The sequence below is a fragment of the Pseudomonas sp. D8002 genome (assembly GCF_013385695.1).
GTDB lineage: Bacteria > Pseudomonadota > Gammaproteobacteria > Pseudomonadales > Pseudomonadaceae > Aquipseudomonas.
This window is the reverse complement of record NZ_JACAPM010000019.1, coordinates 117,938-133,392: the sequence shown is the minus strand read 5'-3', so window position 1 is coordinate 133,392 and position 15,455 is coordinate 117,938. Positions and strand designations below refer to the sequence as shown.

At 62.5% G+C, this 15,455-nt stretch carries 16 protein-coding genes; 10 read left to right on the top strand and 6 right to left on the bottom strand.

Annotated features, from left to right (window positions below; all coding sequences use genetic code 11):
• The first annotated feature begins 141 nt into the window (after positions 1 to 141).
• The 3 genes from HX807_RS11620 (at position 142) to HX807_RS11610 (ending at position 3,973) form a co-directional block, all read left to right on the top strand.
• The gene (locus tag HX807_RS11620; protein ID WP_003219663.1) at positions 142 to 1,353 is read left to right on the top strand and encodes a DNA-binding transcriptional regulator; all 1,212 of its coding nucleotides are present in this window, start codon (positions 142 to 144) and stop codon (positions 1,351 to 1,353) included.
• A gap of 54 nt (positions 1,354 to 1,407) precedes the next feature.
• Entirely contained in the window at positions 1,408 to 3,558 is a 2,151-nt protein-coding gene (locus HX807_RS11615) for a phosphocholine-specific phospholipase C (protein WP_177050022.1), read from the top strand.
• Positions 3,559 to 3,697: 139 nt separating this feature from the next.
• Positions 3,698 to 3,973, top strand: coding sequence for a hypothetical protein (locus HX807_RS11610; protein ID WP_008436022.1), 276 nt, complete (start codon positions 3,698 to 3,700; stop codon positions 3,971 to 3,973).
• On the opposite strand, the gene HX807_RS11605 is transcribed toward HX807_RS11610, so the two are convergent.
• Positions 3,964 to 5,679, bottom strand: a complete 1,716-nt coding sequence (locus HX807_RS11605; protein ID WP_177050020.1) for an amidase — start codon at positions 5,677 to 5,679, stop codon at positions 3,964 to 3,966. The genes HX807_RS11610 and HX807_RS11605 overlap by 10 nt on opposite strands.
• A 152-nt stretch (positions 5,680 to 5,831) precedes the next feature.
• Between HX807_RS11605 and HX807_RS11600 the strand changes: the two genes are divergently transcribed.
• Together HX807_RS11600 and HX807_RS11595 are read left to right on the top strand one after the other, a co-directional pair.
• The gene (locus HX807_RS11600) at positions 5,832 to 6,137 is read left to right on the top strand and encodes a putative quinol monooxygenase (RefSeq protein WP_003219672.1); all 306 of its coding nucleotides are present in this window, start codon (positions 5,832 to 5,834) and stop codon (positions 6,135 to 6,137) included.
• Positions 6,138 to 6,223: 86 nt separating this feature from the next.
• A complete protein-coding gene (locus HX807_RS11595) occupies positions 6,224 to 6,478 on the top strand; it encodes a hypothetical protein (RefSeq protein ID WP_177050016.1) in 255 nt (84 codons plus the stop codon).
• Positions 6,479 to 6,492: 14 nt separating this feature from the next.
• Here HX807_RS11595 and HX807_RS11590 read toward each other — a convergent pair whose 3' ends face one another.
• Complete coding sequence (locus tag HX807_RS11590; protein WP_102369415.1) at positions 6,493 to 7,293, bottom strand: SDR family oxidoreductase; 801 nt, start codon at positions 7,291 to 7,293, stop codon at positions 6,493 to 6,495.
• A 120-nt stretch (positions 7,294 to 7,413) separates the two neighbouring features.
• Here HX807_RS11590 and HX807_RS11585 point away from each other — a divergent pair, with 120 nt between their 5' ends.
• Both HX807_RS11585 and HX807_RS11580 read left to right on the top strand, forming a co-directional pair.
• Positions 7,414 to 7,938, top strand: a complete 525-nt coding sequence (locus HX807_RS11585) for a MarR family winged helix-turn-helix transcriptional regulator (protein WP_003219677.1) — start codon at positions 7,414 to 7,416, stop codon at positions 7,936 to 7,938.
• 74 nt (positions 7,939 to 8,012) lie between these two features.
• Positions 8,013 to 9,341, top strand: a complete 1,329-nt coding sequence (locus tag HX807_RS11580) for an LLM class flavin-dependent oxidoreductase (protein ID WP_177050015.1) — start codon at positions 8,013 to 8,015, stop codon at positions 9,339 to 9,341.
• A 262-nt stretch (positions 9,342 to 9,603) separates the two neighbouring features.
• On the opposite strand, the gene HX807_RS31940 is transcribed toward HX807_RS11580, so the two are convergent.
• The 3 genes from HX807_RS31940 to HX807_RS11565 all read right to left on the bottom strand — a co-directional run bounded on the left by HX807_RS31940 (position 9,604) and on the right by HX807_RS11565 (position 10,988).
• Positions 9,604 to 10,125: a hypothetical protein gene (locus HX807_RS31940; protein ID WP_177050013.1), complete on the bottom strand. Its 522-nt coding sequence runs from the start codon at positions 10,123 to 10,125 to the stop codon at positions 9,604 to 9,606.
• A 61-nt stretch (positions 10,126 to 10,186) separates the two neighbouring features.
• Positions 10,187 to 10,825 (bottom strand): helix-turn-helix domain-containing protein, encoded by a 639-nt coding sequence (locus HX807_RS11570; protein ID WP_008436005.1) that lies wholly within the window; start codon positions 10,823 to 10,825, stop codon positions 10,187 to 10,189.
• Positions 10,826 to 10,829: 4 nt separating this feature from the next.
• A complete protein-coding gene (locus HX807_RS11565) occupies positions 10,830 to 10,988 on the bottom strand; it encodes a hypothetical protein (protein WP_003219684.1) in 159 nt (52 codons plus the stop codon).
• A gap of 216 nt (positions 10,989 to 11,204) precedes the next feature.
• Here HX807_RS11565 and HX807_RS11560 point away from each other — a divergent pair, with 216 nt between their 5' ends.
• A complete protein-coding gene (locus HX807_RS11560; RefSeq protein WP_177050011.1) occupies positions 11,205 to 13,352 on the top strand; it encodes a TonB-dependent receptor domain-containing protein in 2,148 nt (715 codons plus the stop codon).
• Between the two features lie 51 nt (positions 13,353 to 13,403).
• Here HX807_RS11560 and HX807_RS11555 read toward each other — a convergent pair whose 3' ends face one another.
• The gene (locus tag HX807_RS11555) at positions 13,404 to 13,715 is read right to left on the bottom strand and encodes a hypothetical protein (RefSeq protein WP_102605590.1); all 312 of its coding nucleotides are present in this window, start codon (positions 13,713 to 13,715) and stop codon (positions 13,404 to 13,406) included.
• Positions 13,716 to 13,889: 174 nt separating this feature from the next.
• Here HX807_RS11555 and HX807_RS11550 point away from each other — a divergent pair, with 174 nt between their 5' ends.
• Positions 13,890 to 14,435 carry a sigma-70 family RNA polymerase sigma factor gene (locus HX807_RS11550; RefSeq protein ID WP_003219688.1) on the top strand — a complete coding sequence of 182 codons (546 nt, stop codon included), beginning with the start codon at positions 13,890 to 13,892 and terminating at the stop codon, positions 14,433 to 14,435.
• Complete coding sequence (locus tag HX807_RS11545) at positions 14,432 to 15,376, top strand: FecR family protein (RefSeq protein ID WP_008435992.1); 945 nt, start codon at positions 14,432 to 14,434, stop codon at positions 15,374 to 15,376. Before HX807_RS11550 ends, HX807_RS11545 begins: the two co-directional genes overlap by 4 nt.
• Positions 15,377 to 15,455: the final 79 nt, after the last annotated feature.

The following is a 15,455-nucleotide window of genomic DNA, read 5'->3' as shown; positions in this document are numbered from 1 at the left end:
GTTGTTATGAGTGCACGTTAACCTTGCCTCGATACTAGCAACGGCCCCCGGCCAACCGATTATGAAAATCACCAGAGCAGGGTTCGATTTTGAGTGGTTTTGCGCGCATAGTGGCTCGACATATCGCATGGAGCCGCCCCTGTGAAAACTGTCCCGCCTGTGCACCGGATTGCCCTGCTGTTCAATGGCAACAAGATCTACGATCGCGGCATCATCACCGGGATCGGCAACTACCTGAGCAGTACGCGGGTGTCGTGGGATCTGTTCCTGGAAGAGGACTTCGTCTGCCGGCTCAAGGGTATCGAGCGCTGGCATGGCGACGGGATCATTGCCGACTTCGACGACCCGGCGATGGGCCCCGCGTTGGCGGGTGTGCATGTGCCGGTGGTGGCGGTGGGCGGGTCTTATGAGGATGAGCGGGCTTACCCACGGCATACTCCGTATGTGGCCACTGACAATTTTGCTTTGATCAAGCTGGCCTATGAACATCTGATCGAAGCCGGGCTGACACGCTTTGCCTGTTTCAGCCTGCCTGAAGCCGATATCAACCGTTGGGCCCAGGAGCGCGAAAAAGCCTTCCGCCGCCTGCTGGAGCGCGATGGCTTGCCGGTGGAGGTGTATCGCGGGCTCGGCACCAGCGCGCCGCTGTGGGACTCGGCGGTGGAGCAACAAATTGCCTGGTTGCACAGCCTGCCCAAACCCATCGGCATCATCGCGGTCAGCGACGCCCGTGCCCGCCAGTTGCTGCAGGCCTGCCTCACCGCCGGCATCCCGGTGCCGGAGCAAGTGGCACTGATCGGCATCGACAACGACCCCTTGACCCGCACCCTGACCCGCGTGCCGCTGAGCTCGGTGATCCAGGGCACTGAAAAAATGGGCCGCACCGCTGCGCGCCTGCTGCACCAGATGCTGCACGGTATGCCTTCGGCAGGCAGCCAGATCCTGGTGCCGCCGGAAGCGGTCAACGTGCAGACCTCAAGCCTGCACCAACCCCTCGGCCATCCCTACGTGATGCAGGCGCTGCATTTCATTCGCCAGTACGCCTGCCAGGGCATCAAGACCGCCCAGGTCGCCAATTACGTCGGCGTGTCGCGGTCGTCCCTGGAAGCGCATTTTCGCAGTGAACTGAACCGCAGCGTCCACGATGAAATCCTGCGCTTCAAACTCGCGGCTGCGGTTTCCAGCCTGGAAAATACCAGGGCCGCGATTGCGGATATTGCCTATGACTGCGGGTTCAAATCCGCGCAGTACCTGCACACGGTGTTCAAGCGCGAGTTCGGGTGTACGCCGAGGGAGTACCAGGTGGGGCAGGTCGAGCGCGATTCGAGCGATGTCATTTCTTTGTCGCCTTGAGTCCCTATTTTGTCCTGAGCCTCGCTCCAGAACTTCAAGGGATTGAATCGTCTTATGCCGACTCTTACACGCAGAACGTTGTTGCAAGCAGCTGCCATCGGATCCGCCTACACCCTGTTGCCCGACTCCATTCGCCAGGCCCTGGCGATCCCCGCCAACAACCGCACCGGCACCCTGATGGACGTCGAACATGTGGTGATCCTGATGCAGGAAAACCGCTCCTTCGATCACTACTTCGGCACCTTGCCGGGTGTGCGCGGGTTCAGTGACCGCTTCACCATTCCACTGCCGGGCGGGCACCGGGTGTGGGAGCAGCAGGGCGTTGGGCGGCGGATCCTGCCCTATCACCTGGACAGCTCCCGTGGCAACGCGCAGCGGGTCAGCGGCACGCCGCATTCCTGGGTCGATGAGCACGCCGCCTGGAGCAGCGGCCGGATGAACGCCTGGCCAACGTTCAAGACACCCACCTCGATGGGTTACTACCGTGAGCAGGAAGTGCCGTTCCAGTTCGCCCTGGCCAACACCTTTACCCTGTGCGACGCCTACCACTGTTCGGTACACGCAGGTACCAATCCCAATCGGCTGTTCCACTGGACCGGCACCAACGGCCCGACCGGTGCAAATGTGGCGGCGGTGGTCAACGAATGGGACGGCCCCGGAGCGGTGGGCGTGGGCTACACCTGGAAAACCTATCCCGAGCGCCTGGAAGAAGCGGGTGTGAGCTGGAAGGTTTACCAGTACCTGCCGGATAACTTTGGCGACAACCCCTTGGCCGGGTTTCGCCAGTTTCGTGCGGCCAGCGTCGCGGCCGGCAACCCCGCCGTGCCACCGAAAGACTTCAAGGATTTTGTGCCCTACAGCGATCAATTGAACGCCCGCGTGCCGTTGTACAAAGGCAATGGCAACACCCTGCCGGCGGTCAGCGGCAGCGACCTGGAAGCGATGATCCAGGGCTTTCGCAAGGACGTGAACGACGGGCGCCTGCCACAGGTGAGCTGGCTGGTGGCGCCGGCCGATTACTCCGAACACCCCGGGCCTTCCAGCCCGGTGCAAGGCGGCTGGTTCACCCAGGAAATACTCAAGGCACTGACCGCCAACCCGGACGTGTGGAGCAAGACCGTGCTGCTGGTCAACTACGATGAAAACGACGGTTTCTTCGACCACGTGCCGTCGCCGTCAGCCCCGTCCAAACGCCTGGACGGCAGCTTTGCCGGAAAGTCCACGGTGAAGTTCGACAGCGAGATCTTCACCCACCCGGCACCGCCCGGCTCTAGCCAGCAACCCGCGCCGGACGGCGGGGTGTACGGCCCCGGGCCGCGAGTGCCGATGCTGGTGCTGTCGCCGTGGAGCCGTGGTGGCTGGGTCAATTCCCAGGCGTTTGATCACACCTCCGTGCTGCAATTTCTGGAGAAGCGTTTCCACGTGCGCGAACCCAATATCAGCGCCTGGCGCCGGGCGGTGTGCGGCGACCTCACCTCGGCCTTCAACTTCGTCAACCCCAACACCGAGACCCTGCCGCCGCTGCACACCATCAGCCGCCAGGCCGCCGACTCCCTGCGTCAACGCCAGGAGCAGCTGCCCCAGGTCGCCCTGCCGACGGTAGGCCAGCAACAGGCGCCGTTCCAGGCACGAATGGCGCGGCCATCCCGGGCGCTGCCGTACCAGTTGAACGTTGAAGGCTCGGTTGACCGTCGCGCCAGTTCGGTGAGCCTGGACTTCTTCAACAATGGCGAACAGGGCGTGGTCTTCCACGTCTACGACCGCCTGCACCTGGACGAGGTACCGCGCCGCTACACGGTGGAAGCCGGCAAACACCTCAGTGACACCTGGCAAGTCGCGGGCGCCTACAAGCTCTGGCTGTTGGGGCCGAATGGGTTCCACCGTTCGTTCAAGGGGCACCTGCAGCGTCGCGAGCCGGAGTTATCCCTGGCGTATCACGGTGACACCTTGCTGCTGACCCTGGTCAACCCTGGCAAGCGTGCGGCCTCAATCACCATCGAGCGTTGCCCTTACACCAGGCAGGGGCCGTGGCTGCTCGAGATTGCGGGCGGCGGTCGTGTGCAGCGCACGTTCTCCTGCCAGCCCAATGGAGGCTGGTATGACTTCAAACTACGTGACGAGCATGGTTGGGTGCGGCGGGTGGCCGGGCGAATCGAGACGGGGGCGCATAGCATCAGTGATCCGTTGATGGGCAAGCGTGTGTGAAAGGCTGTTGATCTGCGGGGTGATTTCGTGGGCTTTTTCCCTGTTTTGTGTAGGAGCAGGGCTTTCTCCCCATGCAGCGCTTGAAACGCCACCCCTCTGGGCCATAGCCTCACGCTTTTCCTGACACTGAGGCCCGGCATTGGGTAAGCGAAAAACGGTTTGGCCCACGGAGCGGGAAGTTCGACTGCGCTTTATCCTGCTGGCAATCATTGAAACGGCCTGTATTCGAGGCGTTCCCATCGAACGCCTGCTGCTTTCATACATACTGTTGCGCAACAAGCCGACCCAGGAGCAACTTTGGGAGGCCATCAGCGATTGCCTGCTCCTCGATGAGATGCGTGGCTTTCGATTTGAACCCGGGTCGGAAGCCGATCGGTTGATGCGCAAGATCAGCAGCGAAATCAATCAGTCCTGACGAGCCACCAGCGCCGGCGTGCGCGGCGGCACCAGGCGCTTGCTGCCCGTCGACTCATAGGCCGATGCCAATCGCAGCAGCGCCGAATCGTCATACGCCCGGCCGGCAAATGTCAGCCCCACCGGCATGCCGATGTCGGCCATGACGCCCATGGGCACCGTCACTGTCGGCACGCCCAAATGGCGGATGGCGAGGTTGCCGTTGGCGACCCACACTCCGTTGCTCCAGGCGATATCCGCCGACGCGGGATTCACATCCGCATCCGCCGGACCTACGTCGGCGACTGTCGGAAAAATCACCGCATCCAGCCCCAGGTTATCCATCCAGTCTTCAAGGTCGATGCGTCGTGTCTGTTCCAGGCCGCGCAGGCCGTCGGGCACGGTGCTGATCCTGTCCCACGGCGTGATGCCGCGCTCGGCCATGCGCACGTATTCGTCCATGCCGGCGGCCAGGTCGTCTTCGCGGTTGGGCAGGGTGCCGGGGTCGTGGGGGAAGATCTTCGGGCCGTCGACATCCGCCAGGCGGTTCAGCGCAGGGTCGCCATTGGCCCGCAGGAAATCATCGAACGCCCAGGCCGACAGTTCCCACAATTCATCGTGGAGGAATTCCTTGGACACCAGGCCTCGGGTAAACACTTTCGGTGCGCCCGGGCGATCGCCTTCGCAATTGGAGACCAGCGGGAAATCCACCTCGACCACTTCTGCGCCGGCGGCTTCAAGTGCCTTGCGCGCAGCTTCCCAGAGCTCGATCACCGAGGCCCGGGTTTTGATTGGCTGGCCAGTAGGGCCGCCGATTCCCGGGGCGTCGCTGGTGCCTGCCTCGGGGTCGGCGTTGATGTACATGCGCGGCACGCCGAAGCGTTTGCCGGCGAGTGCATCGCCGGTCGCGGCCAGGTCTGCGTAGGATTGCGGGCGTACCGAGGCGACGCCGGGGATTGGCACCCAGGGTTGCATCCGCCACAGGTCGCCGCGTGTGTCGGGGTCTTCTGCGACCACGACGTCGAGCACTTCAAGCAGGTCGGCCATGGTCCGGGCGTAAGGCACGACCACGTCCATGGTCGGGGTCAGCGGCCAGTTGCCGCGCACCGAGATCACGCCACGGGACGGGGTGTAGGCACACAGGCCATTGTTGGACGCCGGGCCGCGCCCGCTGGACCAGGTTTCTTCCGCCAGGCCAAACGCCGCGAAGCTCGCCGCGGTGGCCGTGCCGGCGCCGTTGGAGGAGCCCGAGGCGAACGGTGCGGTGAGGTAGTCGGCGTTGTACGGGCTCTCGGCCCGGCCATATACGCCGCGCTGCATGCCGCCGTTGGCCATCGGCGGCATGTTGGTCTTGCCCAGGCAAATGGCGCCTGTTGCCCGCAGTCGCTCGATGGTGAACGCATCGCGGTAGGCAACCAGGTTCGCGAAAGCCGGGCTGCCGGAGGCGGCGGTGAGGCCCTTGACCAGGTAGCTGTCCTTGGCTGTGTAGGGAATGCCGTCGAGCGGGCCCAGGGTTGTGCCGCTGGCCCGGCGTGCGTCGGATGCGCGGGCTTCCTCCAGCGCTTGCGGGTTGCGCACCACCACCGCGTTGAGCGCGGTGACAGTCGTGGGGGCGTCGTAGGCGTCGATCCTGGCGAGGTAAGCCTCGACCAGTTCAACCGCCGTGGTCTGGCCGGATTCGAGCGCAGTGCGCAGCTGGGCAATGGAAACTTCGGTTACTTCGATCACGTGGTTATCGCCGGGTGCAGAAAAGGGGGAGGGCTTGAGTGCTGACTCAATCCAATCAGTGAAAGTAGCTTACTGATAGATTTTTCATAGCGCCAGAGAATGGCATCCCTTACTGTGGCCTCTCAATTTCCTTATCGATAACGGTGCTGTTTATGTCCGATGAAGTGCGGCTTGTCGTCATCATCAATACCCAGCCTGGCCGGGGTGCGGACCAGTTGGCGGCCTTTGCCGGGCTCGCTCCGCTGGTCCGGGCCGAAGCCGGTTGCATCCAGTACGACCTGCATCCGGTCGAGGGCAACAGCGACAGTTTTGTGTTGATCGAGACGTGGGCTTCAAAGGCGGCGCTCAAGGATCACCACGCAGCGCCGCACATGCTGGAAGCCGCGAAGCACAACCCGACATTCCGTGCGGGCCCCTCCAACGTATTGGTGCTGGAACCTGCCGTCCAGGCACGTTGACTTCAACCCGGCAGCTCAAGGGGTTATCATTGCCCCTTCATTTTTTGCTGCCCGGAAAGATTTCGATGTTGTTTACAAGGACTGTCATGGCGAGCGCACTGCTCGCCGTTCTGGCCACCCAGGCCCACGCGTCCAGCCTGGACCTGACCTACGAGGCACCTGTCCTCAGCGCTGTACCGCTCACGCCGCAGGCTGAGCCCAAGCCGCGCTTTCCGGTCAAAAGCCTTGCGCCGGTGACCGTGGAAAACAGCTGCGCCGGCCGCGAGTGCACCTACGAAGGCGACATCAGCCTGCCCCGTGAGGAGCAGACTGTGCGGCGCATTTCCATCGGTATTCAATAAAGCCGGCTGGCGCCTCAGACAATCCCATACCGGGGCGCCGGCTTGCCTGTTTGCGTGGCCGCAAACAACGCACCACGCGCCGCATCATAGGTCTCCCACAACGAACCATCGGCCACCGACGGCCAGGTGATCGTCTCACCCTGATCCAGCCCGGCCAGTGCCGCGTCCACCAGGTTTTCGGTGGTCATGACCGACTCCTGTTCCAGGGCGGAAAGCGGAATGCCCGACGCGTCCCAGATCTCGGTAGCGGTGGCTGCCGGCAACACGATCTGCACCTTCACCCCGGTTTCCGCCAGTTCCGATTGCAAGCCACGGCTGAATGCCAGGACATAGCTCTTGGTGCCGCTGTACACCGAGCTGACCGGCAGCGAGTGCACGCCCAACACCGATGCCACGTTGATGATCAAACCTTCATTGCGCACCAGCATGCCCGGCAGCGCCGCGTGGGTCAGGCGGGTGAGGGCGGTGATGTTCAGGGCGATCTGGGTCGTGGAATCCTCGACCGAGGATTGAGCCAGCGGATGCAGGCGGGCCAGGCCGGCGTTATTCACCAGCACCTGGATCGCCGGGTTGCCGGCGAGCAGGCTTTCAACACGGGCCAGGTCCGCGGGGTTTACCAGGTCGGCGCCGATGGTCTGGACCTGGCGCCCGTAGGCTTGAGTGATCTTCGCCGCCAGGGCTTCGAGGCGGTCTTCACGACGGGCGACCAGGATCAAGTCGTAGCCACGGGCTGCCAATCGGTCGGCATACACAGCGCCAATACCTGAAGAAGCACCCGTGATCAGGGCAATTTTTGTGGAAGCAGGGATCGACATGAACGGCTCCAATAGATGAGTACTCAACCAATATTGTTGAGGGCTCAAGTTATAGGCTTGGCGTTTGTCCTTGTCAATGGTTTAGTACTCAATCATTCTACCGGCATGGAGGATCTGAAAATGCCAACACACAAGACTGACAAGCCTGATGCCCGTGCCGACCTTTTGAGCCTGCTGGGGGACGTGGCGTGCACCAACAACGCACTGCGCCGTGCCGCCCGGCGGCTGGGCCAACTGTATGACGAAGCGCTGGCGCCGATTGGCCTGAAGGCTACGCAGGTCGGCTTGCTGGGTGAAATCGCCCGGTGGGCGGCGGTGGATGAGCAGGCAGGGCCGACGTTGCAGGAGCTGGCCGGACGCCTGGCGATCCTGATGTCGGCGCTGACCCATGCGATGAAGCCGCTGGTGCGCGACGGGATTGTCGAGCTGCGCCCGGATGCCCTGGACAAGCGCACCAAACGCTGCGTGCTCACGCCCAAGGGCGAAGCGCTGTTCAGTGAGGCGCTGGTGTATTGGGCGGCGGCCAATAACCGGGTAGAGGAGGTGCTGGGGCATGATTCAGCCGCGCAGCTGCGGGGCATGGCAGACCATGTCGCCTCCGAAGAATTTCTGGCGGACTACAACAGCCGATCCGCGCAGGCATAAGCCAGATCCTTTGGTTATTAGACAGACGCCGTTCGCCCATCCGATGCTGGGCCCCTCTCGATCAGGGGCTTTCCATGACCACTCAACGCCAACTGAAGCTGGGCGCGTTCATGCGCCCGGTCAGCATCCACACCGGCGCCTGGCGCTATCCCGGCGCTTACCGTGACGCCAACTTCAACTTCACGCACCTCAAGCAGTTTGCCCAGACCCTGGAGAAAGCGCGTTTCGATGCATTCTTCATGGCCGACCACCTGGCCCTGCTCAACATGCCTATTGACGCGTTGAAGCGCAGCCACACCGCCACCTCCTTCGAACCGTTCACCTTATTGTCGGCCCTGAGCCAGGCCACCGAGCACATCGGCCTGGTAGCCACGGCCTCGACCACCTACGACGAACCGTTCCACATTGCCCGGCGCTTCGCGTCCCTGGATCATTTGAGCAACGGTCGCGCCGGCTGGAATATCGTCACCACTGCCAACCCGGATGCGGCGCGGAATTTCGGCCTGGAGCAGCCCTATGCCCACGACGAGCGCTACGCCCGTGCGCGGGAGTTCTACGATGTGGTCACCGGGCTCTGGGACAGTTGGGCCGATGATGCCTTCATCCGCGATGCCGACAGCGGTGTGTACTTCGACCCCGACAAGCTGCACACCCTCAATCACCAGGGCCGCTACCTCAATGTGCGCGGCCCGCTGCACATTGCCCGCCCGGTGCAGGGCTGGCCGGTGATCGTGCAGGCCGGCGCCTCGGAGCCCGGCCGGCAATTGGCGGCAGAAACCGCCGAGGTGATCTTCGTGGCGCCCGGCACGCTCGAGGAAGGGCGTAAATTCTATGCCGATATCAAGCGCCGGATGCTGGCGGTGGGGCGGCATCCCGACCATCTGAAGATCTTGCCCGGGGCGTTTGTGGTGGTCGGCGATACGCTGGAAGATGCGCGGCGGATTCGTGCGCATCTCGACAGCCTGGTGCATTACGAAAGTGCGATTGCCTCGCTGTCGATCGCGCTGGGTACCGACGCGACGAAGTTTGATCCCGACCAATACCTCCCGGCGATTCCCCAAACCAACGCCAGCCAGAGCTCCCGCGAACGGGTACTGGCGCTGGCTGATCGCGAACAGTTGACGGTGCGCCAATTGGCCCAGCGTCTTGGCGGTTATGCAGGTCTCTCGTTTGTCGGCACCGCCCACAGTATTGCCGATGAGATGCAGCAGTGGCTGGAAGAAGAGGGCAGCGATGGCTTCAACATCATGTTCCCGTGGCTGCCGGGCGGGCTCGATGACTTTGTGGCCAGGGTGGTGCCCGAGTTGCAGGGGCGCGGGATCTTCCGGCGCGAGTACGAAGGCTCTACCCTGCGGGAAAACCTCGGACTGCCGCGTCCGGCGAACCGCTTCTTCGCCGAATGAGCGGGTATTTCTACCGTGGTTAGATCGTTTATTTCCTTCTGATTGGGGGCCATTCCCCAATCGCATATCCATCGCGCCGGTTTGGCCCTGATAGCGGAGCCGGCCGGCGTGATCACGCCAAAGCATCTGTCATCGCGGAATTATCCGCTGCCGCGCCCCGGGAAATCCCCATGCAGCGTCTATTCCTGCTGCTGGGCCAGCGTCTTGCGCCGTTGTGCGGCCTCTCTAGAATCGGCCCCAGAACTTACTCATTTCCTGTCGATTACGGAGTTTCGAAGATGATGAACGCCATGCAGATGCCAATGAACAACGCGATGCCGATGATGCCGATGATGGGCATGCCGATGATGATGGCAACCATGACCTGCAAGATGACCGACGAGGCCATGATGTGCACCATGATGCCGGCCGCTGGCATGGACATGGCGATGTTCAAGAATAACGCCGAAATGATGGCGATGATGATGAACTGCGGCATGCCGATGATGATGCAGTGCGCCAACATGTCGATGATGTGCATGTCTGAAGACGGCATGGCGATGATGAACAGCATGTCGACCATGAACATGCCGATGATGATGCCGATGGGCATGCCTATGCCGATGATGAAGTGCGTCATGGAATGCAAGATGGAAGCCGACTGCATGACCTGCAAGATGATGCCGATGCCTGGCATGAGCATGGACATGATGAACAACTGCTGCATGCTGATGATGAAGATGATGAACGACTGCGCCATGCCGATGATGATGAGCTGCAACGGCATGCCGATGATGTGCTGCACCTGCTGATTGGTTTGGCGTGAAATCTAAAAAGCCCCGGCGAGTGCCGGGGCTTTTTGCGTTTCAGTCCAGGCGTTCCGGGTAGGTGATCACCAGGAACGCCACCGCCTCACTGTCTGCGGGGTTGCGATAGCGGTGGGGCTGGTCGGCGTAGAACAGGATCGAATCACCGGTGGACAGCAGGTAGCGTTCCTCGTTGACGCTGACTTCCAGCACGCCCTGGGCCACCACCAGGTTTTCCTGGATCCCGGGCCCGTGACCTTCTGAAATCTCCTCGCCGAGGGCCTTCAGGCGTATCTCGTAGAACTCCGACTGGCGCGCCATATCGTAGGGAAACAGCGCCCGGCTGATGAAGCTGCCATCGGCGCTCACCAGGCGTTTGCTCTGTTGCGCCGGCAGCAGCTCAACCCCTTCGAACGCTCGATTTTCCAGGAACGCCGCCACCGACACTTTCAAGCCTTTGGCGATCTTGCACAGCACCTTGATCGACGGCACGCTGCGCCCGGACTCGATCTGCGCGAGCATCGCCCGGCTTACGCCGCAGTTGCGCGCCAGGGCATCCAGCGACAGGTAGCGTTTACTGCGCAGGCGCTGCAGGTTCTGCGCGACGCACTGGCCGATGGCGTCATCGTCGCCGCTGTTGCAGTCCTTGGGTTTGGTGGGGAGGTCGGGCACTTCGGGTATCGCGTGCAGGAAATTCATCGCCTCACGCCCGGCGGGTATCGCTGGACGTGGTGACGTGTGCGGTAAACAGCGCGACCCCGGCCCGTGCCGCATACATCGCCCACATCAGTTCAGCCGCTGCGCGAGCCTGGCGGCGTTTGCGGTGGAGGGTGAAATCGATGACGGTGGCGGATGTTTGCATGACGTAAATCTCTGGGGACTCAATGGCTCTACAGTAATCGGTGCCGCTTATTTCCATAAATACTGAGTTTGCATTTGGTAATTCTATTTTGGACTTAACACCGATGGGGGCCTGTGCGTTCATCAATGGTGACCCGCCGCGCTTCACGGGCTTCCCACCACAGACCTTGTGCCGGACCGAGCCCGTCGCAAAAACGAATTCCAAGGATTTACCCCCATGCCCCCCGCGTTTCCGTTCACCTCCCGAAAAGCCTGGCCCTTGCTGGGCTTTGGCGCCGCCCTGAGCTTCAGCCCGGTTTCCCAGGCTGACGACACATTGCAACTGGCACCCGTCGAAGTCAGCAGCGCCGAACTCAGCGCCGACGAACTGGCCGAGGTCCAGCTCAAGAGCGTTCCCGGCGCTACCAACTACATCGACATGGGCAGCGTCGATCAGGGGCGGGTGAGCACCAACGAGGACGTATTCAAGTACCAGGCCGGTGTTTATGCCAAGGCGGCAAACAACGAAGGGGTGAAGCTTTCGATCCGTGGCTCGGGTATCAACCGGGGCCCAGGCGCCCACGCTTCCGGCCTGTATGAAACCTTCGACGGCCTGCCACTGACCGGCCCGGGTGGCACGCCCTACGAACTCAAGGACCCGTTGTGGCTCAGCCGCGTTGAAGTGCTGCGTGGCGCCAACGGTTTTGACCAGGGCGCATTGGCCCTGGGTGGGGCAGTCAATTACGTGACCCACACCGGCTACGACGCGCCCAGGCTGCAAGTACGCTACGAAGCCGGCAGCCATGGCTACGCGCAGCGGGAGATCAGTTCGGGCCAGGTGCTGGGGGATGCCGACTACTACATCAGCCTCACCGACTCGCAATACGACGGTTTCCAGGACCACAGCGCCGGCAGCGGCAAGGGCATCGCGGCCAACTTCGGCTACCGCTTCAACCCCGACCTGGAAACCCGCTTCTACTTTCGCTACCGCGAAACCGACAACGATTCCCCCGGCAAACTGACCCGCGACCAGATCAGCCACGACCCGCGCGCCGCCGCCAGCCTCAACGTGGCGCGAGACTCGAAACGCACGCAACCGGGCTCGACCTGGATCGCCAACAAAACCACCCTGCACCTGGACGACAACGCCCGGGTCGAGGTCGGGCTGGCGTATCACGATTATCCGATGGACCTGCGCGAGGGCATCAACCGTCTCAAGGTTGCCTACACCGACGTCAGCGGCACCCTGAATTACATCCGCCAGGACACATTGTTCGGGCGTGACAGCAAGACCACCCTCGGCCTGCGCACCACCCAGGCGATGCCGAACAACGGCGGCTCGGAGTTCGTGCGGATCCCCACCGACAATACGGCGGGCTACGCGCCCGGCACCAGGACCCGCGACTACAGCTACCTGGGTTCGGACACCGTGCTGCATATCGGCAATGACCTGGAACTGCTGCCGGACCTGTGGCTGACCACCGGGCTGGCGGCAATCTACACCCGTCGTGAAACCGAAGTCAGCTACCCGCAGACCCACACACCCGTCAGCCAGCACGATTGGGATTACGCGCCCAGGGTTGGCCTGCGCTACGACTTCAGCCCCCAATTGCAGGTGTACGGCAACCTGAGTCGCTCGGTGGAACCGCCCCATGCGTGGTCGATGATCTGGGGTTCCAACAAGTACTTCCCCGTGGGCAGCGGCCCGGCCAGCGGTTTGCAACGTGAAGGGGTGAAGCTGAAAAACCAGACCGCCACCACCCTGGAAGTCGGCGGTCGCGGTGAAGCGTGGTTCGGCCAGTGGGACCTGGCGCTGTACCGCTCCGAGGTGCGCCACGAACTGCTCAGCGTCGAAACCCAGGCCGCGACGTCCACCACGTCCGCAATAATCGCCGAATCCAACGCCAGCCCTACCGTGCACCAAGGCCTGGAGCTGAGCCTGATCAGCCCGCTGTGGGACGGGGGCCGCACGGGCCAGCTCGCCCTGCGCCAGGCCTACACCTACAGCGACTTCCACTACCGCAACGACGACCGCTTCAGCGACAACACCTTGCCCGGCATCCCCAGGCACTACTACCAGGCGCAATTGCGCTACAGCCACCCGAGCGGTTTCTACACCAGCCTCAATGGCGAACATTCATCGCGGGTCGCGGTGGACTACGCCAACTCCTACTACGCGGCGGCCTACACACTGCTCGGCGCGACGCTCGGGTACGACGCGCCGAAGCACGACTGGCAAGCCTGGGTCGACCTGCGCAACCTGACCAACCGGCGTTACGCGAACACGGTCACGCCGGGTTATGACGACAAGGGGCTGGATGTGGCGCGGTCGACGCCGGGGGATGGCATGGGGGTTTACACCGGGGTTTCCTGGAGCTGGCGTTAATCCATAAAGTGTTTGATGTTGGCAGTGGGTGATTGCTGGCAAAGGGCACGTTCAGCGAACGAAGGCTGCATGCACCAGGCGCTGCAGCTGCGTTCGCTCCCACAGGCTCATCAGATCGAGCGGATTGGTGCCGTAACGTTGCCAGGTGTCCAGTGAACCTTGCCTGTTATCCGGTGCAATACAGCGCAGGCAGCACTCCAGAGCCGTCCCGCAGGTTGACAGCGTGACCTGCCAGCCGTCGATGTCGACAACCATTTGCTCGTCGCTGGAGCTGACGGGTTTCAGCGTTCGAACCTCTAATGCCACGTCCTTGAGCAGTTGATAGGCCTCGCGGGTGGAGACCGTGTTGGCGAAGGTTGTCATGCGTGATGTCCTTGTATGAGTCGCAGAAGTGTCGCGTGCGCACTGGTCGCTTTCAAGGTGGGCACAGCAAGTCGCAGATTCGTTGCAACCCATCACTCCATCCTTGCTCCCCCTTCGTTTTACTGTCATCGTTCGCGCAATTGGTAATCTTTCTTGTTTGAGAAATTTTTGCGCATGCATGACTTTCCTGTAGCTGATGGTGATATAGCCCGTCGCCAGCAGACCATCACCACCCTCTACAGCGACCATCATTCCTGGTTGCACGGTTGGCTGCGCAAGAAACTCGGCTGCTCGCAACATGCCGCCGACCTGGCCCACGACGCGTTTATCCGCATCCTGCTGCTGGCCGACCCCCATACCATCAAGGAACCCCGCGCCTTCCTGGCCACCACGGCGGGGCGCTTGATGATCGATGGCGCGCGTCGGCGGCGCATCGAAAAGGCCTACATGGAAGCCCTGGCGATCCAGAGCGAAGATGCCGGCATGCCGGACCCGGCGGCGATTCATGTGGCACTGCAGGCCCTGGAACGCATTGCCGAAATGCTCATCGGCCTGCCCGCCAAGGCCCGCGAGGCATTCCTGCTCAGTCGCCTCGACGGGCTGACCTACAGCGAAATCGCCGAACAACTGCAGGTGTCTTCCAGCACCGTGAAGAACTACATCTCCAGTGCGTTGGTGCATTGCTATCACACCCTGCACGGGGCGGACCCGCTGTCGTGAGTTCCGAGCAGATCATCAGTGAAGCCGCCCGCTGGCTGACGTTGTTGCACGACGACCACGTGACCGAGGCCGACCGCGCGGCCTTCGAGAAATGGTGCCAGGCCGATCCACGGCATGCCGTCGCCATCGAGCGCATGCGCAGCCTGTGGGGCAGCCTCGACGAGTTGCCCGCCGCCCCGGCGCGCATGGCCCTGAACCGTGCATTTGCCCCACAGAAAACAAGGTTTGCCGCCCGTAGCACCCAGGCCGTCGCGCTGTTGGGTGTGTTGCTGTGCGGCTGGGCCGGGATTGAGCGCCTGCCGGTGTGGATGGCCGACCAACGCACCAGCGTGGGCGAACGGCGCCAGGTGGCACTGACCGATGGCAGCCAGGTACAGCTCAACAGCAACTCGGCACTGGACGTGAAGTTTGACGGCCACCAACGGGTGATCGAACTGTTGCAGGGCGAGATGTGGGTCGAGGTAGCCAAGGACGCGCAACGGCCGTTCGTGGTGCACACCGACCAGGGCACGGCCACGGCATTGGGCACGCGGTTCCTGGTGCGCAAGGCCGAGGATGGCGCGACCGTGGTCACCGTGATCGAGTCCACCGTGGCCGTCAAAGGCACCGTTGCGGGCGACGTGAAAGTGCCGGCGGGGCAGAAGTCCACGCTCCAGGACGGCCGTGCCGGCACCCCACAACCCATCGGCAACGCCGACCCGGATGCCTGGACCCGTGGTTTGCTCAAGGTCGACGACCAGCCCCTGAGCGAGGTCCTGCAAACCCTCGCCGGTTACCGCCATGGGCTGGTGCGCTTTGATCCGCAGGCGCTGCAAGGGATGCGCGTGTCCGGGGTATTCAAGCTCGATGACACCGGCGCGGCACTGGCGTCGCTGGCGGATAACCTGCCGATCAAGGTGGAGTACTTCACGGATTTGGTGGTGGTGATCAAGCCGCTGTAAAAAGTCTGAATAAAAACTGCTCTCATTCATACCCGATTTTCCGACATGGCCGTCATGACTAATAGAACCCCCATTTCCC